Raw genomic sequence first — 24,320 nt, 5'->3', positions numbered from 1 at the left:
TACGTACCGACGCGAATGTATGGAACACAAGCTTCGTTGAGCAGCATTGCAGGCCGCACATGTTCAGCCGGCTTGGTCCGAGGTCGTACACGGGCGGTCCGCGCCGCGCATGGAGCGCAGCAGGGTGCAGACGCTGCGCAGCCCCTCGTCTCCCAAGGGGTAAGTGGCCGGGTCATGCAGCCAGAGCATCATGCCGCCGCGAAACTGCCGCGCCATGGCATGGGCCGCGGTGTTCTTGTTCCAGGGCGGCGCGAGGAGGCTGCGCTCCTCGGCCACCGCGAAGATCTCGGTCAGCTTCTGGACCAGCTCCGCATCGGCCTTGCGGAGGCGCTCGATGGCGGGGGCCATCTCGTCCACGTACTCGCAGCGCTGGTAGAGGATGGTGAGGATCCGGCGGTGCCGCAGGTCGCTGGCGATCCAGGCGGTGGTGGCCCGCACCACGCGCTGCAGCTCGTCGAACATGTCCAGCGTGGGCTCGGCCACCAGCCGGGCGAGCAGGTCCTCGTGCGGCAGCTCGGCGCGCTGACTCAGCGTCAGGAACAGGTCGAGCTTGTCGCGGAAGTGCCAGTACACCGCGCCGCGCGTGACGCCGGCCACGCGCGCGACCTCCTCCAGCGTGGAGCGTGCCACGCCCCGGTCAAAGAAGACCTGCTCGGCGGCGTCGAGGATGTCCTCGCGCGTCTGCTCCGCCTGTGCCTTGGTGTGCCGCGCCAAAGAGCCTGGGTCTCCCTTTATCCCTACAGTCGCGAATGTATGGGAGGCGCGCGGCGGAGGCCAGCGTCTTGAAGGCCCGGGAGGGGCCCTGCCGGTTAAACGATGTTCAGGTGAAGCGGGGCCGCTGGAGGGGCTGGAAGCGGCCCGAGGCCTCGTCCAGCTCCCGCAGGGTGCCGTCGGCCATGTCGAACCAGATGCCGTGCAGCTGCAGCGCCCCGCTCCGCTCGCGCTCCACCAGCCAGGGAAAGGTCCGCAGGTTGCGCAGCGATTGCCGGATCGCCGCCTGCTCCATGGCGTGCTGGTCTTCCAGCGGGTCGCAGCCCTCGCACACCAGGGCGAGCTCGGTGGCGGGGGCGATGATCTCCATCCATTGCGCCACGAAGTCGCCGGGCGCCGCGACGCGGCCCTTCAGGTGGTTGTCGCGAAAGGCGCGAATGCCGCCGCAGGAGGCGTGGCCCATGACCACGGCGTGCTTCACCTCCAGCACCTGCACCGCGAACTCGATCGCCGCCGAGGTGCCGTGATAGTTGCTGTCGGGCTGGTAAGGCGGCACGAGGTTGGCGACGTTGCGCACCACCAGCATCTCGCCCGCATCGGCGTCGAAGATCACCTCGGGCGCCACGCGGCTGTCCACGCAGGCGACCATCAGCACCTCGGGTGCCTGGCCGGCGGCCGCGAGTTCGGCGTAGTGGTCCTTTTCGCGGCGAAAGCGGGTCTGGCGGAAGCCGCTGTAGCCTTCCACCAGGCGGTTGGGCAGGCGGTGCCTCACGCGGCAGGGCCCGCGGGCGTGGCGTAGGGCGGCTTGTGCAGGCCGGCGGGGGAGAAGGTGAAGACCTCGCAGCCCGTGGCGGTGACGCCCACCATGTGTTCGAACTGCGCCGAGAGCGAGCGGTCGCGCGTCACCGCGGTCCAGCCGTCGTCGAGCACCTTCACCTCCGGCCGGCCGGTGTTCACCATCGGCTCGATCGTGAAGAACATGCCTTCCTTCAGCTTCGGGCCTTCGCCGGGGCGGCCGAAATGGAGGATGTTGGGCGGCGCGTGGAAGGTGCGCCCGACGCCGTGGCCGCAGAAGTCGCGCACCACCGAGAAGCGGTGGCCCTCGACGTAGCTCTGGATGGCGTGGCCGATGTCGCCCAGCGTGGCGCCGGGCTTCACCGCTGCGATGCCGCGCAGCAGGCTTTCGTAGGTGACGTCCATCAGCAGCGCCGCCTTCCGGCTGGGCTCGCCGGCCACGTACATGCGCGACGTGTCGCCGTACCAGCCGTCGAGGATCGGCGTGACGTCGATGTTGAGGATGTCGCCCTCGGCCAGGGTGCGCTCGCCCGGGATGCCGTGGCAGACCACGTGGTTGATCGAGATGCAGGAGCTCTTCGGATAGCCGCGGTAGCCCAGCGTCGCCGGCGTCGAGCCGTGGTCCAGCATGAAGTCGTGGATCAGCTGGTCGAGGGCGCCCGTGGACACGCCCGGTTGAACATGAGGCGTGATCATGTCGAGGCAGCGGGCCGCCAGCTGGCCCGCGCGACGCATCCCCTCGAAATCTTCCGGCCCGTGCAGCGGAATGCGCTTGGCCTCGCCCGTCGTTTGATCCATGCGGCGAAAATGCGGCGCCACGCCCTGGCTTGCAAGCACCCTCCTTCCGGCGCAAGGGGGATGGCAGGGGCGAGGGAAACTGGAGGGTCGGTTTTGGCGGAATCGGGAGGCCAGAACGAGGATCGGCGCGGAGCGGCGGCGGTGGCCGCCGGGGCCGGCACTTCGGGCGGCGCACCCGACAGCGCGGCGACCACCGGCGGGCCTGGCGAGGCGGGTGCCGGTGCCAACGCCGGTGCCCTGACGGCCCCCGCCGCCGCGGCCGAGGCCCCGGCCGGGGCGGACCCGCTGACCGATGCGGTGACGGCGCCGCCCGCACCCCCGGCCGGCACGGCTGCCCCCGCCGCGCGCCCCCGCTGGCGCGACGATCCCCGCTTCACCGCGGCCATCGTGGCCAGCGCGCTGCTGATGCAGAACCTCGACAGCAGCGTGATCGCGACGGCGCTGCCCGCCATGGCGCGCGACCTCGGTTCGGAGCCGCTGCACCTGTCCGCCGCGATCACCTCCTACCTCGTGGCGCTGACGGTGTTCGTGCCGGTCAGCGGCTGGGTGGCCGACCGCTACGGCGCCAAGCGGGTGTTCCTGTGGGCGATCGGGGTGTTCGTCGCCTCGTCCGTGGCCTGTGGGCTGGCAACGGGGCTGTTCTCGCTGGTGGCGGCGCGCGTGGTGCAGGGCATGGGCGGGGCGATGATGGTGCCCGTGGCGCGGCTGCTGCTGCTGCGAAGGGTTTCGCGCGAGGAGATCGTGCGGGCCACCACCTGGCTGACCATGCCGGCGCTGCTGGGCCCGATCATGGGGCCGCCGCTGGGCGGCTTCCTGACCGACGCGGTGAGCTGGCGCTGGGTGTTCTGGATCAACCTGCCGATCGGGCTGGTGGGCCTGCTGCTGGCCTGGACCTTTATCACCTCGCCCGAGCAGGCACGGCCGCCGCGCCTCGACGTGCCGGGCATCGTGCTGACCGGCGTGTCGCTGGCGCTGCTGATGTTCGGCTTCGAAACGCTTGGGCGCGGGCTGGTGCCGTCCCCCTGGCCCCTGCTGGCGCTGCTGGTGGGTGTCGTGTCGGGCGTGCTGGCGGTGTGGCACTGCCTGCGCACCCGGCACCCGGCGATCGACCTGTCGCTGATGCGCATCCCGGCCTTCGCGGTGACGATCACGGCGGGCACGCTGTTCCGCTGCGGGGCGGGGGCGATCCCCTTCCTGGTGCCGCTGGCGATCCAGCTGGGCTTCGGGGCCTCGGCCAGCGTGTCGGGCTCGATCACGCTGGCCAGCGCGCTGGGCGCCTTCGCCATGAAGCCGCTGGTGGGGCCGACGCTGCGGCGGCTGGGCTATCGCGGCACGCTGCTGTGGAACACGGTGCTGCAGTCGGGGCTGGTGCTGCTGCTGGCGCTGCTCACCACTGCCTGGCCGCTCTGGGCGGTGTTTATCGTGCTGCTGCTGAACGGCACCTCCCGCTCGCTGCATTTCACCTCGCTGAACTCGCTCGCTTATTCCGAGGTGCCGCAGGAACGCCTGTCGGCCGCCACCAGCCTGTATTCCACGGCGCAGCAGCTCTCGATGGCGCTGGGCGTGGTGCTGGGGTCGAGCGTGCTGTCGGTGTCGGTGGCGCTGCACAGCCGGGAGGAGCCGATCCTGGGCGACTTTTCCGCGGCCTTCGTGGTGGTGGCGCTGGTTCTGCTGGTGTCGCTGCCGCTCTGCCTGCGGCTGCCGAGCAACGCCGGGCAGGCGGTGTCGGGCCATCGCGGCGGGCGCGCCCGCACGGCCTGAGGGCAGGGCGGAGATCGCGCGCCTCCGGGGGCGTATCGCGGCACCGGATCGCTGACCCGACCTTCAGGCCCGCGTCCCACCGCCCCGCCGGGCCGCCGCCGGCGGGTTGCAGGAACCCCTCGGCGGCGCGCCGGGGGGAGGGGCCGGGTTGCGCGGCCGGCGCGAAGCTGCCCGCGCAGGGTGGGTATAACCAATCGCCACGATCCTTTCCCGAAATTCGATACGCGAACGGCATTGGGACCGCTGTAAGACCGGTGGTGCTTCGGAGGCCGGGTCAGACGCGTCCGAAGCGGCAACACCGCAGAAGCTGTCGACCGGCCTGCTTCGCGCCGCCGGAACGACGCCGCACCCTGCCGGGCCCGCGGGCCCGGACCATGAGTCGCGAGGAAACGATGTCGAGCACCAACGGAATGGCTCCACCGGGACCTGCCCGGGTGGGAACGATCAGGACGGCACCGGCCGGAACGGGCAGGGTCGTGGACATCAAGTCCTTCCTGGATGAGCGCCCGATCTCCGCCTACCAGTGGTTCCTTGTCGCCATGTGCTTCCTGGTGGTGATGGCCGACGGGATGGACGTGGCGATCATGGGCTTCGTGACGCCCTCGATCCTGGCGGAATGGGACATCTCGCGCGCGGCCTTCGGCATCGTGGTCAGCGCGGCGCCCTTCGGCCTGGTGATCGGCGCGCTGGTGGCGGGGCCGTCCTCGGACCGCTTCGGGCGCAAGAAGGTGCTGATCCTTTCAATCCTGATCTTCGGGCTGCTGACGCTGGCCGCGGCCTACGCGTCCTCGCCGACCGAGATGGCGGTGCTGCGCCTGCTGGCCGGCATGGGCATGGGGGCCGCGATGCCCAATGCCTCGACGCTGCTGGCGGAATACGCCCCCAAGCGCCGCCGCGGGCTGATGATCACCGTGATGTTCACCGGCTTCAACCTGGGCTCGGCGCTGATTGGCTTCGCCGCCGGCGCCGTGATCCCCGATTACGGCTGGCGCGCGGTGCTGCTGCTGGGCGGGGTCGTGCCGCTGCTGCTGGTGCCCGTGCTGGCGCTGTTCCTGCCGGAATCCGCGCGGCTGCTGGCGCTGCGCGGCGCCCCGTCGGCGCAGATCGCCCGGGTGCTGGGTCGCGTCACCGGCACCCGGTTCAGCGGCGACGAGCAGTTCGTGTCCGATGAGCCGCCCTTGCAGAACGCCACGCCGATCGGCGTGCTGTTTTCCTCGGGCTACGCCGTCCGCACGGTGGCGCTGTGGGTCACCTACTTCATGGGCCTGCTGGTGATCTACCTGCTGACCGGCTGGCTGCCGACGATCATGAAGGACAACGGCCTGTCGATCACCACCGCCGCCAACGTCACCGCCCTGTTCCAGATCGGCGGCACGATCGGTGCGATCGCCGTGGGCTGGGCCATGGACCGGGCGAAGCCCGCGCCGGTGATCTCGCTGGCCTACTTCCTCGGCGGGCTGTGCATCCTGGCGGTGTCGCAGATGGGCGTGCTGTCGGCGGCGCTGGGCGCGCTGGTGTTCTCGGCCGGCTTCTGCATGAGCGGTGCGCAGACCGGGCTGAACGCCTTCGCGCCGGGCTGCTATCCCACGGCGGCGCGTGCCACGGGCGTCAGCTGGATGCTGGGCATGGGGCGCTTCGGCAGCATCGTCGGCTCCTCCGTCGGCGGGGCGCTGCTGGGGCTGGGCTGGGGCTTCGGGCCGATCTTCTCGCTGCTGGCCGCCACGGCCGTCTGCGCGGCGATCGCGGTGCTGCTGACGCGCGCCGGTCCGACCGAGCCGTCTTCCTCGCGCGAGGCGGCGGCGCACTGATCGCGGCCGGCCCGGGGCGCGGCAACCGGGTCGTGGCGCCGGGCGTCGAGGCGCCCGGCGTTCAAGGGCCCAGAGTTCAAGGGCCCAGAGTTCAAGGGGCCGGGGTTGAAGCGCCCAGGGTTGAAGCGCCCAGGGTTGAAGTATCCGGGGTTCAAGGCACCCGGGGGAAGCTTCCCCCCGGGTGCCGTTCGGGCACGGCGGCGCAAGTGCCGTGCGAGTTCTGAGGAGTTCCGCATCATGCACGACGAACCAATCACCGACCTGGCGCACCTGGGCCACGTCGAGATGCTCACGCCGAAGATCGAGGAATCGCTGCGCTTCTTCGTGGAGGTGATGGGCATGACGGAAAGCGGCCGGCAGGGTGACTCCGTGTACCTGCGCGGCTGGGACGACTACGAGCGCTACTCGCTGCAGCTCACGGCCTCGCACACCTCGGGCATGGGCCACGCCGCCTTCCGCACCCGTTCCCCGCAGGCGCTGGAGCGGCGCGTCGCCGCCCTGCGCGCCGACGGGCACGAGGTCTGGGCGCACGAGGGCGAACTCGGCCACGGCACCGGCTACCGCTTCCGCGACCCCGACGGCCACGTGTTCGAGCTGTACTACGACACGGAGTGGTACCAGGCGCCCGAGGCGCTGCGCCCCGCGCTGAAGAACCAGGCGCAGCGCTTCCCGGCGCGCGGCGTGAACGCGCGGCGGCTGGATCACTTCAACTGCCTGGCCGTGGACGTGCGCGCCTGCCGCGAGTTCTTCGAGCGCAACCTGGGCCTGCGCTGCACCGAGCGCATCGAGCTCGACAGCGGCGAGGAGGCGGGCATGTGGCTGACCGCCACCAACAAGAGCTACGACTTCGCCTTCACCAAGGAGGCGCACGGCATCCCCGGCCGCTTCCACCACGTCACCTTCGCCCTCGACAGCCGCGAGGCCATCCTGCAGGCGGCCGACGTGTTCCTGGAGAACGGGGTGCACATCGAGACGGGGCCGCACAAGCACGCGGTGCAGCAGACCTTCTTCCTTTACGTCTACGAGCCCGGCGGCAACCGCGTCGAGGTCGCCAACGCCGGTGCGCGGCTGATCCTGGCGCCGGACTGGAAAACCATCACCTGGACCGAGACCGAGCGGAAGAAGGGTCAGGCCTGGGGCCTCAAGACCATCGAGAGCTTCCACACCCACGGCAGCCCGCCGCTGCCGGAACCGGAGGCGGCCGGGGGTGCGACCGCGGGCGTGAACACCGTGGCCGGGCAGGACGACCTGTCGGGCGACGGCATCGCGTCCTGAGCCCGGGCGTGGCGGCCCGGCCGCGCCGGTTTCCCCGGCGCGTGGGGCGTCAGTAGAGCTGGCCCGGCGCCAGCACGTTGCGCATCGCCTCGGGCCGGCCGTCCAGCCAGCACCGGAGGTTGTCGCGGAAGATCGCGGCGATGCGGGCGTTCTCGCTCGCCACGGTGCTGGCGGAATGGGGGGAGATCAGGACGTTGGGCATCTCCCAGAGCGGGTCTTCCGGCGGCAGCGGTTCGGGCTCGGTCACGTCCAGCGCGGCGAAGCCGACCTGCCCGCTGTTCAGCGCCGCGCGCAGCGCGTCGTGGTCCACCACGGCGCCGCGGCCGATGTTCACGAAGGCCGCACCCGGGCGCATGGCGCGGAAGGCGGCGGCGTCGAACATCCCTTCCGTTTCCGGCGTGTGCGGCACGGTGATCACCACCGCGTCGGCCGTGGGCAGCAGGGCGTGCAGCTCGGAGATGGGGGCGACCCGGTTGAACAGCGCGGCATGGGCGCGCTCGCGCTCCGGCCGGCGGGCGAGGGCCACCACGCGCATGTCCAGGGCGCGGCCGATCCGGGCGCAGCCGCGCGCGAGGTCGCCGGCGCCGATGATCAGCAGGGTGCGGCCGGCCACGTCCTCGCCGCAGTAGCGCACCCAGCGGCGGGCCTGCTGTTCCTGCCGCAGGTGATCAAGGCCGCGGAAGTGCTGCAGCAGGGCCATGAAGACCCACTCGGCCAGCGGACCGGCATGGACGCCGCGCGCGGTGGTGACGGTGACGCCGCGCTCGGCCAGGCGCAGCTTCGCCGCGGCCGGGCCGACGCCGGTGCTGGTGGCCTGGATCCAGCGCAGCCGCGGCATGCCGTCGAGCAGCTCCGCCGGCGGAAAGTCCCACAGGATGTCGGCGCGGGCCAGCAGCGTCCGCCACGCCGCCTCCGCCGCCGCGTCGCGGGTGAAGGGCGCGCCCTTGTGGTCGGCGCGGTAGCGCGTGGGCGGCAGCAGCGAGGGCTCGTGCAGCACCTCAAGCCGGTCGGGCGCGACGTCGCGGAAGGTGGCGACGTGCTCGGCCTCCAGCGGCGAGGCGATCACCACGGTCTGCCGGGCGCTCACGCCGCGTTGCCCCGGAGCGGGCGACGGGCGGCGGGATGGGCACCGCGAGGCGGCCACGGCCCCCGGCTGCCGGGGGCGGTCGTCCGGACGGAAAGGAGCGGCTGGCGCCGGCAGGCTTCCGCGCCGTCCCCGTGCCAATCACGCGACATGTTCCTGAGCATCGCCACGACCTTCAAGGATTCCACCGCCCCGAGTCCGGCGGCTCGCCGGCGGGGCGTTGGGATCAGCACACAACGGCCAGGGACCTGCCGCAAGCGGCGCCGGGTCGCGAAGCTGGCGGGGAACGCCTGGGTGCCGCCTCGCGGGCGCCCGGTCGTGCGAGCAAGGCGGATGCAGCCGGTTCCGCAGCCTTCGCACCGGATGCCCTTCGCGGCGCGTGCCCTGGCGGCGCGGACGGCGTTCAGTTCGGGCGAGGCGCCGCGCCCGCCGTGCCCAGTGCGGCGGCGGGCGGGCTCCAGCGGATTTCCCAGCCCGAGCCTTCCCCCGCCTCCAGCCGCGCGAGGCGGGCGCCCACGGCGCGCACGAGGCTGTCGGAGATGGTCATCCCCAAACCCTTGCGAAGATCCGCCGGCACGCCGGGCCCTTCGTCGGCCACCGTGATCACCAGCGTTTCGGGCTGGTCGGGCGTGGCCACGTCGCGGCGCAAGGTGATCCGCACCCGCCCGCCGGCGGGCCCGTGACGCAGGGCGTTGGTGGCGAGCTCGTTCACCACCAGCGCCAGCTTCACCGCCGTGTCGGCCGGAACGCTGACGGGACACAGCGCGGTTTCCACCGAGCCGCCGCTGCCCTCGCGGTCCGGCAGCGCCTGGGCCAGCCGCTCCAGCATGCCGTCGAGCGACACTTCCTCGGGCCCGATCTCGTGGACGTGGTCGTAGGTGGCGGCGATCGCCATCAGCCGTCCCTGCGCCGCGCGCAGCGCGTCCACCGCCGCGGGGTCCTCCACCCGGCGTTCCTGCAACCGCAGAAAGGAGGAAAGCAGCGTCAGGTGGTTCTTCAGCCGGTGGTGGGATTCCCGCAGCAGCAGGTCGCGCAGGCGCAGCGCCTCGTCCTGCGTGGCGCGGGCGGCGCCCAGGCGCTGCATCAGCTCGGCGATCTCGCCGGGCGCGTCCTCCTCCTCCGCCTCGGCGGGGGCGGCGTCGCCCGGGTGCGGCGGCGGCGGGGCTTCCAGCCGGCGGGCGGCGAGCTGCAGCGGACGGAACACCAGCCGGCGCAGCGCAACCGCCGCGGCGGCCAGGCCGGCCAGCAGGATCGTGCCGCTCAGCAGCGCCGGCAGGGCGGCGTGCCAGCCGCGCGGCCCGGCCAGCCAGCCCTGCCAGGCGGCGTTGGTCAGGCTGACCAGCAGGATCAGCAGCGCGAAGCTGCCGGCGATCAGCCAAAGGCGACCCCCCACGGTCCAGGCGTGGTGGGGCGCGGGGGAGGGCTGGGAAGTGGCCTCCGCATCCGGGGCCGTCCCGGGCAGGGAAGAGGCCGCTGGGCTGGCGGCCGCATGCGCATCCGTCAAGCGGGACCTCGTCAACACCGGGGATGCATGACAGGCGCGCCGGGCCGCGTCGAGGCTTCGTGGCGGCGCCGAATCGCACACCCGCGCGAGCGAGTGGAAACCATTTTGCTGGGTGCACCGTTGCCGCGCGCGAAGCTGCGCCTGAGGGTCGTCGGGCGGCCCGCCGCGGGTGGTGGGCGACCCCTGCTCGCCGGCCCCGAACAAGGTTCGCCGGAGGGCGCGACACGGATCATAGGCTGCTCCGGCCTGCCGCCCCGGCGAGGCCCACCGAACGGCCCATCACGGCTCGTGGCTGTCTCCGCCGCCTGCCAGCCCCGCGCGAGTTCCGCCGGGAAGATGCTGGCCCGCCGCCGGCCCTCCTCAGTCGCCGGGCCAGCCGCAGCGCCGGAAGGCGGCGCGCATCGCTTCGGGCACCGGCGCCGTGGCCTCCCGCAGCGGGTCCAGCGGCAGCGCGAGGTGGCGGGCCAGCAGGTGCAGCCCGCGCGTGCCGCTGCCGTCCGCGCGGTCCTCGGCCGTGCCGTAGAAGGGGTCGCCCAGGATCGGACCGCAGAGCAGCGTGGCATGGACGCGCAGCTGGTGCGTCCGCCCGGTGAGGGGACGGAAGGCGATCCAGCTCAGCGCCTCGCCCGCGCCCACCTCCGTGCGGCCCAGCAGTTGCCAGGCGGTGCGGGCGGGCTGGCCCTCGGGATGCGGCTCAATCCGCCAGCCGCCGGCGCGGGTGCTGTGCTTGCGCAAGGGGGCGTCGATCGTGCCGCTGTCGGCCGCGGGCGTGCCGCGCAGCACGGCCCAGTAGGTCTTGCGCGCCGCGCCCGCGGCGAACAGCGCGCCGAGCGCCGCCAGCGCCGGCTTGGTGCGGCCGATCGCCAGGCAGCCCGCGGTGTCGGTGTCGAGGCGGTGCGCCGGCTGCGGCAGGTGGCGCTTGCGGCCCTGGAGGAGCGGCAGCCAGTCTTCCAGCGTCGCGCTGCCGTCGCGCCGGGCGGCGGGGCCGGGATGCACCGGCAGGCCCGCCGGCTTGTCCAGGATCAGCACCTCCGGGTCCTCATGGAGGATGCGCGCCGCGAGCCAGGCGGGGCGGGGGGCGTCGCGCAGCTCCGGCGGGGTGGGGGCCGGGCGCCCCGGGGCGCTGCGGTGGGAGGCGCGGCCGGGCCGGGCGCCGGAGGGTGGGCGGCGGGGCGGCATCAGCGCGGCCGTTGCAGCGGCAGGACGTGCGTGGCCTGCGCGTCCCGCACGGGCGTGAAGCCGTGGCGGCGGTAGAAGGCGGCACCCGCGGCGGTGTCGGTCCTGAGCCGGACGAGGCGTACGTTCTCTCCGGCCTCGCCGAGGAGCTGTTGGACGATGGCCGAGGCGATGCCGCGGCGGCGGAAACCCGGCCGGACGTAGAGGTGACGCAGCCGGGCCGTGCCCGGGTCGCCGACATAGGGATCGCGATTGAGGCCGCCGATGGCCACCAGCTCATCGCCCAGGAAGGCCCCGAGCAGGAGTTCCCCCGGCCCCCCGAAACCCGCGGCCCCGGCGGCGACCAGGCGCTCCACGAAGCGGAAGCCTTCGGCCGCCGCCTCGGCGCGCAGCACGCCGAGGCCCTCGGGCAGCGCCGTCAGGGGGAGGAGGCGCGGTGCGTCGCGGGCAAGCGGATCGCGGCTGCCCGTCGTGGCCGTGCCGGAAGCGGCTGCCGGACCCATGGCTTCCTCTGCTGCTCGGGGGCGGGCCGCGCCGGCTGCGCTGCCGCCGGCGGAACGGGTCTCAGCCGGCCTTGGGCATGATCCGCGAATGCTCGGCCCAATCGAAGTAGAGCTGCCGCGCCTGCGCCGCCACGGGGCCGGGCTGCATCTCGTTCTCCTCGAAGCGGGTGCAGGGCTGCACCTTGCCGTAGTTGCCGGTGGCGAAGATCTCGTCCGCGTCGCGCAGCATGGCGGGCGTCACGGTGCATTCGCGCACCTCGCGCCCGGCCTCGCGCAGCAGGGCGATGATGCGCTGGCGCGTGACGCCGGCCAGGAAGGTGCCGTTGGCAGCCGGCGTCATCACCACGCCGTCCTTGACCATCATGATGTTGGAGGTGGCGAACTCGGCGACGTTGCCTTCGGGGTCGCTCATCACCGCGTTGTCGAAGCCGTTGCGCTTGGCCCACTGCACGGCGCGCGACGAGTTCGGGTACAGCGCCGAGGCCTTGGCGTCGGTGGGCGCCATGTCGGCGGCGGGGCGGCGGAAGGGCACCATGCAGGCGGAGAAGCCCGTCGGCGGCGGCAGCGGCGCGTCGTAGATCGACAGGATGAAGTCGGTGCTGTCCGGATCGGGCGAGGCGGCGCCGATGCCGCGGCGGATAAAGAACATCGGGCGGATATAGAGCTCCGCGTCGGCGGGCATCTTCATGACGCCCTCGCGGCACAGTTCCTCGAGCCGTTCGGCCGAAACCGTGGGTTCCATCATCATGTTGCGGGCCGAGCGGATGGCGCGCTGGCAGTGGAGGTCGAGGTCGGGCACCGTGCCGCGGATCGCGCGGGCGCCGTCGAAGACGATCGAGCCCAGCCAGAAGGCGTGGTCCATCGGGCCCAGGATCTTGGGCTCCTCGGTCATCCACTGTCCGTCGTACCAGTAAACCCCGGCCATCGCGCGCTCCCGCCCCTGTTGTGGTGGCGCGCATCCTCGCATGGCACGCCACGGGGTTGAAGGGACCGGGCCGCCGTTCCCTGGAACCGGCGCGCGCCGCCGCTGCCGTTGCCGCCCTGCCGGCGCTGCCCGCCGGGGCCGGACGATCAATCGTGATGCTGCGGCGCGCAACGACCCGCCCCGCCCACCGGTTTTCCCCGACGTAGTCCGGCTGGTGTCCGTGGCGGAGCAGGGGTTGCGTATGCGTGGTGCCACGCCGATCGATGCGGAGCCGGCCGACAGGGGACCCGACGGAACCAGGGGCGGCGACGGGCCGGGTGCCGCCCGACAGGACGGGATGTCGCGCGATGCCGCCGGCGGCGACGCGAGGCCTGGGCACCACGATTCCGGCGCGGCGCGCAGCATCGGCGAGGGTGGCTTCGAGGTTGGCTACGACGAGCGTTTCGAGGATCGCTGGTGGTGGTGGTCGCGGGTCGGACAGGCGGCGATGGCGCTGGTGCTGCTGCTGGCACTGAGCGGGCTGCTCGGACGCGGGCCGCTGAGCCACCACAGCCTGAGCTCCGCCGACGGGACGCTCACCGTAGATTACGAGCCGCTCGCCCGCTACGGCACGCCCACGCAGATCACGCTGCACGTCGCGGATGCGCGGCTGACGCCGGCCACGGGCGGCGGGGAGGAGGTGCGCCTCGTGCTGTCGGACCTGATGGCGGAGCCGCTCGGGCTGCAGCGCGCCATTCCGCAGCCGGCGGGCTGGTCGGCGGGCGACGGGCGGATCGAGTTGCGGATCACGGCGGCGCCCGACGCGCTGGAGCAGCGTATCCGCCTCCAGGCGCAGCCCAGCGCCGCGGGATGGGTGTCGCTCTGGGCCCGCGTCGGCGGGCAGGAGGTCAGCTGGCACCAGCTGGTGCTGCCGTGACGGGCGGCGTGGATCGGAGGATGGCGCGATGAACACGGTGCTCCGCGCCGCGGCGGCCTACCTGGCGCTGCTGCTCGTCACGCGGGTGATCGGGCGGCGGGCACTGGGGCAGGCGGCGCCGCTCGACCTGATCGTGCTGTTCACTTTCGGGGGCACGGCGATCACCGCCATCCTGGCGGAGGACCGCTCCTTCGTGGGGGCAATGAGCGCGCTGTTCACCATCGGCTTCATGCACACGCTGGTCTCGGAGCTGAAGCAGCGCTTCCCGGCCTTCGGCCGCATCGTCGACGGCACGCCGGTGGTGGTGTTCGAGCACGGCGACTTCCACCGCGAGCGGATGCGGCGGCTGCGGATCATGGAGGCGGACGTGATGGCCTCCGCCCGGCAGCGCGGGCTCGAGCGGCTGGAACAGGTGAAGTACGCGGTGGTGGAGCGTGACGGGCGGGTGTCGGTGATCGCGCAAGGCGAGGGCGGCTGAGCGAGGCGGCCGGGGCTCGTCGCCCCGGCGCCTGTCGCGGTGCTGCCAGTTACGAGTGGCCGGTCCCCCTCGGCCGGTCCACTCTTCGGTGGAGCTTTGCGGCCCGGCTCAGCGCCAGCCGCCGTGCCCGCCCCAGCCACCGCCGGGCCCGCCATGCGGACCGGCCCAGCCCGGGCCACCGTAGCCGTAGCCGCCTCCGCCCCAGCCGGGACCCCAGCCAGGGCCATAATAGCAACCCGACAGCGAGCCGGCCAAAAGCAGCAGGGCCAGCACGCCGAGAAGCCGCTTCGCCAAGTGCTTCAGCATCATCTCCGTGTCTCCAGCGCCGGCGCCTGCCGGGATGGCGGGGTCGGCAGGGGAAACATACACGCGTGAAGGTGTCAGCCGTTTCACCGGATTGCGGCCCCTCGGTGGCATTGCGCCCGGCCCCTTGTTGCGGCGTCGCGGCTGGCACCGGAACTCGGCGCTTGACGCGGCGCAGCATGCGCGCTCCTCCTCCGCGCCATGCCGCGCATCACACTCGCCCAAGCCCATCTCCTCGTTCGCAAGTCCCTGGTCGACCACGGGGCCAGCGGCATCATGGCCGGCGCGACCTCGCGCGCGCTGGTGGGGGCGGAGGCCGCCGGGCAGGCCGGGCACGGGCTGTCGCGGGTGCCGATGTACACGGGCTTCCTGCGTACCGGGCGCGCGGACGGCAAGGCCCAGCCGGTCAGGGTGGCCGAGCGCGGGGGCGCGGTGCTGATCGACGCCCGCAACGGCCTGGCCTACCCGGCGCTCGAGATCGCCGAGGCCGAGGCGGGCTTCCGCACCAAGGAGCACGGCATCAGCGTCGCCGGCGTCACCAACAGCAACCACGCCGGCGCCATGGGCTTGCCCGTGGCGCGGCTGGCGCGCGAAGGGCTGGTGGCGCTGGCCTTCACCCATGCCCCGGCCTCCATGCCGATGCCGGGTGGCAAGCGGCCGCTCTTCGGCACCAACCCGATCGCCGCGGCCTTTCCGCGCCGCGACGCGCCGCCGCTGGTGATCGACCTGGCGCTGAGCGGCGTGGCGCGCGGCAAGATCCTCAAGGCGGCGCAGAACAACGAGCCGATCCCCGAGGGCTGGGCGCTGGACGCCGAGGGCAACCCCACCACCGACCCGCACATGGCCCTGGAGGGCACGATGCTGGCGGTGGGCGGCACCAAGGGCGCGTTGCTGGCGATGATGGTGGAGCTGCTGTCGGTGGCGCTGACCGGCGCAGCGCTGAGCTTCGAGGCCGACAGCTTCTTCCGCGAGGCCGGTAACCAGCCGCGGCTGGGGCAGGTGATCATGGCGATCGACCCGGCGGCCATGGCCGGGCAGGCGGCCTTCCTGGACCGGGTCGAGGCGCTGGTGGAGGCGATCGGCGGCGACGAGGGCGTGCGGCTGCCGGGCGACCGCCGCTGGGACGCCGAGCACCGGGCCGAAGCGGAGGGCGTGGACATCCCCCGGCCGCTGCTCGACCAGTTGCAGGAGCTGGCCGGGCGGGTCGTGGCGTAGCCGCGCGGGGAAAGGTCGTGGCGTAGCCGCGCGGGACGGGCTCGGCGTGATCGCGCGGAGAGGGTGACGGCACCGCCGCGCAGGACATGGTCAGTCCCGGCCGCGTCGGAGGGGATCGCGGAAGGGCGCATGCCTTCGCTGTCGCCGCACGCCGTTACGTGAGCGTGGTTGCCGACTCAGGCGCCCATGCTAGCGTTCTGTCCATGGCAATCGTCGGCTTCGGGGAACCGCTTCCCCCGCTCACCCTCCCTGGCACGCAGAACCCGGCCTATACCGTGGCGTCCGTGGCGGGCCGCTGGACCCTGCTGCTGTTCCTGCCCGAAAACCCGGACCCCGCGGTCATGGCGGAGACGCAGGCGGCGCTCGCCGCGGCAAGGCGGCGGCTGGACGATCAGGACGCGCTGCTGTTCGTGGTGACGCCGCGGCACGAGGATCTCGGCACCCGGCTGCCCGACAGCCTCCCCGGCATCCGGGCGCTGTCGGATGCCGGTGGTGCTGCGCTGCGGGCGCTGGGCGGCGATCCCGCGACGGGCGCCGCGATCCTGGCCGATCCCTTCCACCGGGTGGTGTTCGGCGGTCCCTTCAGCGAGGCGCCGAAGGTGTTCCGCCTCCTGGCCACGCTGCCGCCGGCGCCGCTGCATGCCGGGGCGGAGGTGCCGGCCCCCGTGCTGGTGCTGCCGCGCCTGCTGGAGCCCGCGCTGTGCCGCCGCATGATCGAGCTCTACGAGACCGGCGACACGCAGAGCTCCGGCTTCATGCGCGAGGTGGACGGGCGCACGGTGCCGGTCAACGACAGCTCCTTCAAGCGGCGCTCGGACCACAACATCAGCGACGAGACGGTGCTGGGCGCGCTGCGCGAACGCTTGGCCAGGCGACTGATCCCGGCGCTGCGCCAGGCCTTTCAGTTCGAGGCCACGCGGGTCGAGCGCTTCATCGTCAGCTGCTACGACGCGGGCGAGGGCGGCTTCTTTCGCGCGCACCGCGACAACACCACGCGCGGCACGGCGCACCGCCGCTTCGCGGTCACGGTGAACCTGAATGCCGAGGAGTTCGAGGGCGGCGAGCTGCGCTTCCCGGAGTTCGGGCCGCGTTCCTACCGCGCGCCGACTGGCGGGGCGGTGGTGTTCTCGTGCTCCCTCCTCCACGAGGCGATGCCGGTCACGAAGGGGCGCCGCTACGCCTTTCTGCCCTTCCTGTACGACGAGAGCGGGGCGCGCATCCGCGAGCAGAACCTGCGCTTCGTGGGAGCCGAGAAGCCGGCGGAGGCCGAGGCGCCCGCGGTGGGGTAACGGCCGGCAGGGGGCGGATGGCCCGTCGCGGCGGCACCCGCACCGCCCGCCCCGAACCGAGGCGCCGGTTCACACCTTGCGCGGGGGGGGGGCGGGCGCCTCGGTCACGCGCGAGGGTGTCCCGCGGCGCTCCGCCGCGATCCAGGCCGTGACGGGGCTCTCACCCGGCGCGTGAGCCGGTGACGTCCAAGGCGGCGGCGCCTCAGCCCGCCGGGCGCCGCGCCAGCGCGAGGCCCAGGCCCAGCGCGATCATCGCCGCGCCCGAAGCTTCCCGCAGTCGGCGGATCAGGCGGGGGCGGGCGGCCGCGCCGTCGCGGAGGTTGCCGGCCGCGAAGGCGACGGCGATGTCGGCCAGGGTGTTGAGCGCGACCGACACGAAGCCCAGCACCACGAACTGCAGCGCGACGGGGGCTGCGTCCGCCACCACGAACTGCGGTACGAAGGCCAGGAAGAAGGCGGCGGTCTTGGGGTTCAGCGCCTCGACCAGCACGCCCTCGCGAAAGGCCCGCCGCGCGCCCACCGGGGGCGAGGCCACGCCGCGCAGCGCGGCGGCCGCGTCGCGGCGGGCGGCACGCAGGGTGCGCAGGCCGACCCAGACCAGGTAGGCGGCACCGGCCAGCTTCAGCGCGGTGAAGAGCTCCGCGCTCGCGAGAACCACCGCCGACACGCCCAGGCTGCCCGCCAGCACGTGGACGGTGCCGCCCAGGCCGGTGCCGAGGCTGGAAGCCACGCCCTCCGCCCGGCCGCCGGCCAGGGTGCGCGCGGCGACGTAGAAGAGGCCCGGGCCGGGCGTGATGGCGAGCACGAGGGCGGCTGCGAAGAACAGGGCGAGCTGGGTCGGATCGGGCATGGCGCGGCGTCCTTACGCGACCGGAAGGCTGATGCCCAGGCGTTGCCTGAGGCGGGAGGCCAGGACTGACCGCGCCCCTCAGTCCTTGGCCAGCTTCAGCACCGTGTCGAGCAGCCCCGGGAAGCGCTCGCGCAGCTCGGGCCGCAGCGACACCACGCAGCGCACCCCTTCGCGGCGGTTGCGGATCAGGCCGGCGTTGCGCAGCACCTTCATGTGGTGGCTGAGCGTGGAAGGGGCGACCGGCACCTCGAAGCCGCCCCAGCCGGTTTCCCCGTCCTCCACCAGCGAGCGCAGGATCTGCAGGCGCAAGGGGTCGCTCAGCGCCTGCAGCACCTCGGGCAGGGTGACCGTGTCGATCTCCGGGTGGTGGTAGCTGTCTTGCGTCAGGGGAGGGGCCTCATATATCGATTGTTCGAAGGGTATCGAACGAGGCCCGCCGCGCCTCGCACTCCCCATCGCAACAGGCCGGGAACCGGCACCCGGACCGCGACACTGGATATGCCACTGATGACGACGCTTTTCGACCCGATCCGCATCGGCGACCTGGACCTGCCCAACCGCATCCTGATGGCGCCGCTGACGCGGGCCCGCACCGGCGAGGACCGCGTGCCGAACGAGCTGATGCGCGACTACTACGTGCAGCGCGCCTCGGCCGGGCTGATCCTGACGGAGGCCACGGTGATCAGCCCATCCGCCGTCGGCTACGAGCGCACGCCGGGCCTGTGGTCGGAGGCGCAGGTCGAGGGCTGGCGTCGCATCACCGACGCGGTGCACGCGGCGGGCGGGCGCATCTCGGCGCAGCTGTGGCATGTCGGACGGATCTCCGATCCCTCGCTGCTGGGCGGCGAGCTGCCGGTGGCGCCCAGCGCCGTCGCGGCGGAAGGACATGTCAGCCTGCTGCGCCCGATGCGCCCCTATCCCGTGCCGCGCGCGCTGCGCACCGAGGAGATCGCCGGGATCGTGGCCGACTTCCGCCGCGCCGCCGAGAACGCGCAACGCGCCGGCTTCGACGGCGTGGAGCTGCACGGCGCCAACGGCTACCTGCTCGACCAGTTCCTGCAGGACAGCACCAACCGGCGCACCGACGAGTATGGTGGTCCGGTGGAGAACCGCGCGCGGCTGATGTTCGAGGCGGTGGATGCGGCGGTCTCGGTCTGGGGCGCCGATCGCGTCGGGCTGCACCTGGCGCCGCGCGGCGACAGCCATTCCATGGGCGACAGCGACCTCGCGGGCACCTTCCGCTACGTGGCGCGCGAAGCCGGGCGCCGGAAGCTGGCCTTCCTGTTCGCGCGGGAAGCCGTGGGGCCGGACAGCCTGTCGCCGATGCTGAAGCGGGAGTTCGGCGGCGTCTTCGTCGCCAACGAGCGCTTCACCACGGAGCAGTCCGCGGCGGCGCTGGAGCGCGGCGAGGCCGATGCCATCGCCTTCGGCGTCAAGTTCATCGCCAATCCCGACCTGCCGGCGCGCCTGCGCTCCGGCGCGGCCCTGAACGAGCTGCGCCGCGAAACGATGTATGGCGGCGGGCCCGAGGGCTACGTGGACTACCCGGCGCTGGAGCAGAGCGCGGCCTGAGGAGCGCGGCGGACCGGGCGCGCGGGCCAGGGGGCGCGGGCCAGGGGGCGCGGGCTGGGGGACGGCCCGGGTCATCGGAGCCCGACCGTCGCAGCCTGGACCCCGGAGCCTGGCGCGTCGGAGCCTCAACCGTTTCCCGGGCGGTCGGGCGCTTGCGGCCCGCTCGCCCGGCGGTGATGCGGTGACGGGGTTCCCATCGTCCGGCGGTGGACGCAACCTGCCTGGCGGGGAAACCAACACCGCCAGGACGCAAGAACCATGAACCTCGCCCGCTTTCCGCGCATCCGCCTGGGTCACCTGCCGACGCCGCTCGAGCCGATGGAGCGGCTGAGCCGGCACCTGGCCGGCCCCGGGGGCGGGCCGAAGCTGTGGATCAAGCGGGACGACTGCACCGGCCTCGCCACCGGCGGCAACAAGACGCGCAAGCTCGAATACCTGATGGCCGAGGCGCTGGCGCAGGGCGCGGACACGGTGATCACCCAGGGCGCCACGCAGAGCAACCACGCGCGCCAGACCGCGGCGGCCGCGGCGAAGCTGGGCCTCCTCTGCCACATCCTGCTGGAAGACCGCACCGGCTACACCGACGCGGCCTACGCGCAGTCGGGCAACGTGCTGCTCGACAAGCTGCACGGCGCCACGGTGTCGCGCCGTCCGGGCGGCGCCGACATGGCGGCGGAGATGGAGGCGCTGGCCGGTGAGCTGCGCGCGGCGGGCCGCAAGCCCTACGTCATCCCCGGCGGCGGCTCCAATCCCGTGGGCGCGCTGGGCTACGTCAATGCGGCGCTGGAGCTGGTGAACCAGGCGGCCGAGATGGGCCTGCGCATCGACCACGTGGTGCATGCCACCGGCTCCGCCGGGACGCAGGCCGGGCTGGTGACGGGGCTGGTGGCGCTGAACAGCAACATTCCCGTGCTGGGCATCGGCGTGCGCGCCCCGCGCGACAAGCAGGAAGCCAACGTGCTGGCGCTGGCCGAGCGCACGGCGGAGCACCTGGGCCTGCCCGGGATCGTGCGGGCGGAGCACGTGGTGGCCAACTGCGACTACGTGGGCCAGGGCTACGGCATCCCGACCGAGGGCATGGTGCGGGCGGTGCGGCTGCTGGCGGAACAGGAAGGCATCCTGCTGGACCCGGTTTACTCGGGCAAAGGCATGGCCGGGCTGATCGACCTCGTCGGCAAGGGCAGGTTCCGGCCGGACGAGAACGTGGTGTTCCTCCACACCGGCGGTGCGGTGGGGCTGTTCGGCTACCCCGACGCCTTCGGCCTGCCGCCCGAGGCCTGAGGGCTGCCGCACCGGGCGGTCGTGGGGCAGGGCAGGGCAATCTGGAGGCCGGAATGCCTTGCCAGCCTTCCCGCCCCCCGGCATGAGCGGGCGCGTCGCGCCATCCGCCGCCCGCATCAGGAAAAAGGTTCCGGCCGTGTCTCATTCTTCCGGCCCGCCGTTCGGTCGCCTTCCACCCGGTCAGCGTTCGGGGCGCCTCTCGGGGCGCCTTTCCGATCGCCAATCCGGACGCCGTCCCGAGGAACGCGCCACCGCTGCGCCGGAGGGGGCCGCGCCGGAGGGTGGCGCCTCGGCGGCGCCGGATGCCGTGCGCCGGGCGCCTCCGGCCGGGCTCCGCCCGCCGCGCCCGCCGGAGCCCGACCGGATCTGCGGCCGCGCCGCGGTGCACGCGCTGTTCGCGCGACGTCCGGGCGACATCCTGCGGCTGTTCTACATGCCCGAGCTGCGGGGCGAGGCCGGCGCGATCTGCGGCAGGCTGGCGCAGCTGCGCCGCCCGTATCGCGAGGTCGGCGCCGAGGAGCTGTCGCGCATCGCCGGCACCGCGCATCACGGCGGCATCGTGGCGGTGGCCATCCCGCGCCGGGTGCCGATCCTGCCGGTGCCGCTGCCGCCGGCGTTGCTGCGCGCGCCGGTGCTGCCGGTGCTGGACGGCGTGGGCAACCCGCACAACCTCGGCGCCATCGCGCGCTCGGCGGCGTTTTTCGGCTGCATCGGGCTGGTGGTGTCCGACGACCCGCGCAGCGCGGGGCTGAGCGAGGCTGCCTTCCGCACCGCCGAGGGTGGGCTCGAGGCGCTGAGCCTTTACGGCGCGCCAGACCTGCCGGCCGCGCTGTGGCAGATGTCGAAGCAGGTGCTGACCGTGGCGGCGGTGGCGAATGACGGCGTGCCGCCCGAGGCCCTGCCGCACGACCGCCCAATCGCGCTGGTGCTGGGCAATGAGGAGCGGGGGCTGGGCCAGGCGACGGCCGGGGCCTGCGCCGCGCGGGTGACGCTGCCGGGTTCGGGGCGGGTGCAGAGCCTCAACGTGTCGGTGGCCGCGGCGGTGCTGATCCACGCCTTGTCGTCGCACTGAGGCGGGAGGGAGATGTCGCGGGAGGGGCAGGAGGAGGACGTTCTTCCCGCATACCGTTGCGGATGGAGCATGAATGACGTGTCGGTCACCTGCTCAGAAGCAGAGGCAACCGCCCATCGCCTGCCACGTTCGCTCCGACAGGTGTCCCAGGACCCGCCAAGCTGGGCGGATCTGAGTGTCGCCATTGGAGGACCAGCACGATGCGCAAGCTCGCCGTGATTGCCATGGGAGCCGCCCTGATGGCGGCCCCTGCCTTTGCCCAGCCCTCGGCCAACAGCCCGATGCAGGGTGCCACGCCGACCCCTCAGAGCCAGATGCCGATGAACTCGGCGCCGATGAGCTCTGCCCCGATGAACCAGGGCGCCATGCCGATGGGCGGTTCGGCCCAGGCCGAGCGGCCGATGCACCGCGGCCGCCCGATGCGCCACGAGCGTATGGAGCGTCGCGCCATGCGGGGTGAGCGCATGGCGCCGCAGGGTGACGTGAACGCGGCCTACATGGGCGGCGGCGTGATCCTGCAGGGCGCGCCGGGCGCCCCGGCGCCGATGCCGGCGCCGACCCCGCCGGGCCAGATGCCGGCGAACATGGTGCCGGTGCGCTAAGCGGCAGAACCGTTCAGGCCGGGCGGAGGGGCGTGGTCCTTTCGCCCGGTGCTCTTTAGAGGGCGCCACCTTCCGGGGTGGCGCCCTTTTCCGTGGCGTCCGCAGCTCGTCATGAGGTGCCGACTGGCCTCGTCGCTAAGCGGCCTGGTGCCGCGCCCGGCACCGGGGGCAGCGCGTGGTCCGTCACCGCGTCGGCGAGGGCGGCCGTGGGCGAGGCCGAGGCGACGCTGGCTGGCGGCAGCCCGGCCGCGGTGGCCGTGTCCTCGGGTGCCGTGGCGAGGCGGCGCGCCAGGAGGCCCAGCAGGGCGAAGCCGGCCATGGTGCCGCTCAGCGACCAGGTCGTGTGGCCGTCGAACAGCAGGCCCGTCAGGGCGCTGGCGAGCGAGCCGAACAGCATCTGCAGGGACCGCAGCGCGGCGGAGGCGACGCCCGCCATGCGCCCCATCGGCTGCAGCGCCGCGTGGGTGACGCCCGGCGACAGCAGCCCGTAGCCGAAGGTGTCGAGCGCCGCGAGCGGCACCAGCGTCGCGGGCCGGGCGAGACCCAGCATCGTCACCGCCAGCATCCCGAGCGAGGCCAGGATGATCAGGCCGAGGCCGGCGGCGCTGACGCGCTCGGCCGCGACGTGCCGCGCGGCGAGCTGGCCGTTCAGCGCCGAACCCACCATCAGCGCCACGGCGGAACAGCCGAACAGCAGGCTGAACACCCCGGGCGTCACGCCGAACAGCCCGATCAGCACGGTGGGCGAGGCGGTGATGTAGCTGAACATCGTGGCGAAGCCGCAGGCGCCCAGCAGGCTGTTGCCCAGGAAGACCCGGTTGCCCAGCACGCTGCGGTAGCGCCGCAGCAGCTCGCGCGGATGGAGGCTGTTGTGCCGGCCGTCGGGGGCGGTCTCGCGGAAGCCCGGCAGCGTGACGAGCAGGAGGAGGGCGCCCGCCGCGGCGAGCACCGCGTAGATCGCCCGCCAGCCGCCGAACTGGATCGCCAGGCTGCCCAGCACCGGCGCCACGATCGGCCCGACATTGAGCACCAGCGTCACCGCGGCGATGCGAGTGCGCGCGGCGGTGCCCTCGAAGACGTCGCGCACGATGGCAAACGGCAGCGTCGCGCCCGCGCCGGCGCCCACGCCCTGTACCAGCCGTGCCGCCAGCAGCAGCCCGGTCGAGGGCGCCAGCGTGCAGCCGAGGCCCGCGAGGGTGTAGATCACGAGGCCCATCAACAGGATGCGGCGCCGGCCGAAGCGGTCCGACAGCGGGCCGAACAGCAGCGGCCCGGCGGCGAAGCCCAGCAGAAACAGGCTCAGCGTTTGCGCGGCCTCGCTGGCGGTGGCGCCGAGGTCGGCCTCCAGCAGCGCGAAGCCGGGCAGGCCCATGTCGATCGACAGGGGCGGCAGCGCCGCGAGGGCGCCCAGGAACACGGTGAAGAGGACGCTGTCGCGACGGATCGGCAAGGCGGGGGAACTCCGGGAGCCGAGCGGCGGGGCCTCGTCTCCGGCTGGTGGATCGTGATACGATGCACATACAGCCCACGATGCGGTGCAGCAAGGAACATGTCCGGGTCAGCCGACAACGGGGAAAAACACGGCATCCAGGTGATCGCGCGCGCCGCAACGATCCTGCGGGTGCTGGCGGACGGGCACGGGCCGCGCAGCCTGGGTGCGATCGCGCGGCGCTGCGCCCTGCCGCGCTCCACCGTGCAGCGGATCGTCACCGCCCTGGAAGCGGAACAGTTGGTGGAAGGCGGCCCCGAAGGGGTCCGGCTGGGCGAGGCGGTGCGCCAGTTGGCCGGGGGGCTCGACGACGGGATCGCGCCCCGGCTGCGCCCGGCCCTGGAGGCGCTGTCCCGGCGGACCGGGGAAACGGTGGTGCTGTCGCGGATGCGCGGGCGCGAAACCACGGCGGTGGACCAGGTGGTGGCGGAATGCGAGCTGCGCGTGGTGTTCCAGCCCGGGCATGGCCGGCCGCTGTCCTGCATGGCGAGCGGCAAGGCGCTGCTGGCGCTGATGACCGACGCGGCGGTGGAGCGGCTGCTGGGGCCGGATCTGCCGCGCCCGACGCCGGGCTCGCCGGCCGACCTGCCGGCGCTGCTGCGGGAACTGGCGGCGGTGCGGCGAGAGGGCGTGGCCTTCGATCGGGAAAGCCACAGCCCGGGCGTCTGCGCCGTGGCGGCGGTGGTGGGGCTGGAGCTCGGCCGCCCGCACGCCGTGTCGGTGGTGGCGCCGACCGCGCGCTTCGTGGCCGGCGAGGCGCGGCTGCGCGAGGCACTGGCGGAAGCGCGGCCGGCGATGGAGGCGGCGCTGCGCTGAGGGCCTCGCCGCCCGGTCCGGTTGCCTCGGGGCGGCACCCCGTTCCGCCCCGGACCGCGCTCGGAACCGTGGCCTGCCTCGTTCGGTGGGGCAGGCC

At 73.3% G+C, this 24,320-nt stretch carries 24 protein-coding genes and 1 pseudogene; 12 read left to right on the top strand and 13 right to left on the bottom strand.

What is annotated here, in order from left to right:
* Positions 1-63: 63 nt before the first annotated feature.
* The 3 genes from ACFFGY_RS15580 to map form a co-directional block, all read right to left on the bottom strand.
* Positions 64-714 carry a TetR family transcriptional regulator gene (locus tag ACFFGY_RS15580; RefSeq protein WP_377045423.1) on the bottom strand — a complete coding sequence of 217 codons (651 nt, stop codon included), beginning with the start codon at positions 712-714 and terminating at the stop codon, positions 64-66.
* A 106-nt stretch (positions 715-820) separates the two neighbouring features.
* Entirely contained in the window at positions 821-1,483 is a 663-nt protein-coding gene (locus ACFFGY_RS15575) for a carbonic anhydrase (RefSeq protein WP_377045422.1), read from the bottom strand.
* Complete coding sequence (gene map / locus ACFFGY_RS15570) at positions 1,480-2,304, bottom strand: type I methionyl aminopeptidase (RefSeq protein ID WP_377045421.1); 825 nt, start codon at positions 2,302-2,304, stop codon at positions 1,480-1,482. The genes ACFFGY_RS15575 and map overlap by 4 nt, the downstream gene beginning before the upstream one ends.
* A 93-nt stretch (positions 2,305-2,397) precedes the next feature.
* Between map and ACFFGY_RS15565 the strand changes: the two genes are divergently transcribed.
* Together ACFFGY_RS15565 and ACFFGY_RS15560 are read left to right on the top strand one after the other, a co-directional pair.
* A complete protein-coding gene (locus ACFFGY_RS15565; protein WP_377045420.1) occupies positions 2,398-4,065 on the top strand; it encodes a DHA2 family efflux MFS transporter permease subunit in 1,668 nt (555 codons plus the stop codon).
* Between the two features lie 476 nt (positions 4,066-4,541).
* Positions 4,542-5,873 (top strand): MFS transporter, encoded by a 1,332-nt coding sequence (locus ACFFGY_RS15560; protein ID WP_377045419.1) that lies wholly within the window; start codon positions 4,542-4,544, stop codon positions 5,871-5,873.
* 65 nt (positions 5,874-5,938) lie between these two features.
* Here ACFFGY_RS15560 and ACFFGY_RS15555 read toward each other — a convergent pair.
* Positions 5,939-6,109 (bottom strand): annotated as a pseudogene (locus ACFFGY_RS15555) (hypothetical protein); the annotation flags it as partial.
* Position 6,110: 1 nt separating this feature from the next.
* Between ACFFGY_RS15555 and ACFFGY_RS15550 the strand changes: the two are divergent.
* Complete coding sequence (locus ACFFGY_RS15550; protein ID WP_377045418.1) at positions 6,111-7,148, top strand: catechol 2,3-dioxygenase; 1,038 nt, start codon at positions 6,111-6,113, stop codon at positions 7,146-7,148.
* Positions 7,149-7,197: 49 nt separating this feature from the next.
* Here ACFFGY_RS15550 and ACFFGY_RS15545 read toward each other — a convergent pair whose 3' ends face one another.
* The 5 genes from ACFFGY_RS15545 to ACFFGY_RS15525 form a co-directional block, all read right to left on the bottom strand.
* The gene (locus tag ACFFGY_RS15545) at positions 7,198-8,235 is read right to left on the bottom strand and encodes a D-2-hydroxyacid dehydrogenase (RefSeq protein ID WP_377045417.1); all 1,038 of its coding nucleotides are present in this window, start codon (positions 8,233-8,235) and stop codon (positions 7,198-7,200) included.
* 400 nt (positions 8,236-8,635) lie between these two features.
* Positions 8,636-9,625 (bottom strand): sensor histidine kinase, encoded by a 990-nt coding sequence (locus ACFFGY_RS15540; RefSeq protein WP_377045416.1) that lies wholly within the window; start codon positions 9,623-9,625, stop codon positions 8,636-8,638.
* A 471-nt stretch (positions 9,626-10,096) separates the two neighbouring features.
* The gene (locus ACFFGY_RS15535) at positions 10,097-10,915 is read right to left on the bottom strand and encodes an RluA family pseudouridine synthase (protein ID WP_377045415.1); all 819 of its coding nucleotides are present in this window, start codon (positions 10,913-10,915) and stop codon (positions 10,097-10,099) included.
* A complete protein-coding gene (locus ACFFGY_RS15530; RefSeq protein WP_377045414.1) occupies positions 10,915-11,415 on the bottom strand; it encodes a GNAT family N-acetyltransferase in 501 nt (166 codons plus the stop codon). The genes ACFFGY_RS15535 and ACFFGY_RS15530 overlap by 1 nt, the downstream gene beginning before the upstream one ends.
* Positions 11,416-11,476: 61 nt before the next feature.
* A complete protein-coding gene (locus ACFFGY_RS15525) occupies positions 11,477-12,340 on the bottom strand; it encodes a branched-chain amino acid aminotransferase (RefSeq protein ID WP_377045413.1) in 864 nt (287 codons plus the stop codon).
* Positions 12,341-12,581: 241 nt separating this feature from the next.
* On the opposite strand from ACFFGY_RS15525, the gene ACFFGY_RS15520 reads away from it, so the two are divergent.
* Entirely contained in the window at positions 12,582-13,256 is a 675-nt protein-coding gene (locus ACFFGY_RS15520) for a hypothetical protein (RefSeq protein ID WP_377045412.1), read from the top strand.
* Positions 13,257-13,284: 28 nt separating this feature from the next.
* Positions 13,285-13,734 (top strand): DUF421 domain-containing protein, encoded by a 450-nt coding sequence (locus tag ACFFGY_RS15515; protein WP_377045411.1) that lies wholly within the window; start codon positions 13,285-13,287, stop codon positions 13,732-13,734.
* 108 nt (positions 13,735-13,842) lie between these two features.
* Here the strand turns inward: ACFFGY_RS15515 and ACFFGY_RS15510 are convergent, their stop codons facing one another.
* Positions 13,843-14,043 (bottom strand): hypothetical protein, encoded by a 201-nt coding sequence (locus tag ACFFGY_RS15510; RefSeq protein WP_377045410.1) that lies wholly within the window; start codon positions 14,041-14,043, stop codon positions 13,843-13,845.
* A 195-nt stretch (positions 14,044-14,238) separates the two neighbouring features.
* On the opposite strand from ACFFGY_RS15510, the gene ACFFGY_RS15505 reads away from it, so the two are divergent.
* Together ACFFGY_RS15505 and ACFFGY_RS15500 are read left to right on the top strand one after the other, a co-directional pair.
* The gene (locus ACFFGY_RS15505) at positions 14,239-15,252 is read left to right on the top strand and encodes an Ldh family oxidoreductase (protein WP_377045409.1); all 1,014 of its coding nucleotides are present in this window, start codon (positions 14,239-14,241) and stop codon (positions 15,250-15,252) included.
* Between the two features lie 203 nt (positions 15,253-15,455).
* Entirely contained in the window at positions 15,456-16,541 is a 1,086-nt protein-coding gene (locus ACFFGY_RS15500; protein ID WP_377045408.1) for a 2OG-Fe(II) oxygenase family protein, read from the top strand.
* A gap of 202 nt (positions 16,542-16,743) precedes the next feature.
* Here ACFFGY_RS15500 and ACFFGY_RS15495 read toward each other — a convergent pair whose 3' ends face one another.
* Positions 16,744-17,391, bottom strand: coding sequence for a LysE family translocator (locus ACFFGY_RS15495; protein ID WP_377045407.1), 648 nt, complete (start codon positions 17,389-17,391; stop codon positions 16,744-16,746).
* Positions 17,392-17,469: 78 nt separating this feature from the next.
* Positions 17,470-17,847 (bottom strand): ArsR/SmtB family transcription factor, encoded by a 378-nt coding sequence (locus ACFFGY_RS15490; protein ID WP_377045406.1) that lies wholly within the window; start codon positions 17,845-17,847, stop codon positions 17,470-17,472.
* A gap of 51 nt (positions 17,848-17,898) precedes the next feature.
* On the opposite strand from ACFFGY_RS15490, the gene ACFFGY_RS15485 reads away from it, so the two are divergent.
* From ACFFGY_RS15485 to ACFFGY_RS15470, 4 genes are all read left to right on the top strand, one after another.
* Positions 17,899-18,963, top strand: a complete 1,065-nt coding sequence (locus ACFFGY_RS15485; RefSeq protein ID WP_377045405.1) for an alkene reductase — start codon at positions 17,899-17,901, stop codon at positions 18,961-18,963.
* 258 nt (positions 18,964-19,221) lie between these two features.
* Positions 19,222-20,244, top strand: a complete 1,023-nt coding sequence (gene cuyA / locus ACFFGY_RS15480; RefSeq protein WP_377045404.1) for a D-cysteate sulfo-lyase — start codon at positions 19,222-19,224, stop codon at positions 20,242-20,244.
* Between the two features lie 307 nt (positions 20,245-20,551).
* Positions 20,552-21,316, top strand: a complete 765-nt coding sequence (locus tag ACFFGY_RS15475; protein WP_377045403.1) for a TrmH family RNA methyltransferase — start codon at positions 20,552-20,554, stop codon at positions 21,314-21,316.
* 200 nt (positions 21,317-21,516) lie between these two features.
* Positions 21,517-21,918, top strand: a complete 402-nt coding sequence (locus tag ACFFGY_RS15470) for a hypothetical protein (protein ID WP_377045402.1) — start codon at positions 21,517-21,519, stop codon at positions 21,916-21,918.
* Positions 21,919-22,027: 109 nt separating this feature from the next.
* Here the strand turns inward: ACFFGY_RS15470 and ACFFGY_RS15465 are convergent, their stop codons facing one another.
* Entirely contained in the window at positions 22,028-23,368 is a 1,341-nt protein-coding gene (locus ACFFGY_RS15465; RefSeq protein WP_377045401.1) for a multidrug effflux MFS transporter, read from the bottom strand.
* 99 nt (positions 23,369-23,467) lie between these two features.
* On the opposite strand from ACFFGY_RS15465, the gene ACFFGY_RS15460 reads away from it, so the two are divergent.
* Entirely contained in the window at positions 23,468-24,223 is a 756-nt protein-coding gene (locus ACFFGY_RS15460; RefSeq protein ID WP_377045400.1) for an IclR family transcriptional regulator, read from the top strand.
* The last annotated feature ends 97 nt before the right edge of the window (positions 24,224-24,320 follow it).

Origin of the sequence: Roseomonas elaeocarpi (assembly GCF_042433915.1) — a bacterium.
GTDB lineage: Bacteria > Pseudomonadota > Alphaproteobacteria > Acetobacterales > Acetobacteraceae > Roseomonas > Roseomonas elaeocarpi.
The sequence above is the reverse complement of the archived record's forward strand: the minus strand, read 5'-3'. Positions and strand labels throughout refer to the sequence as shown.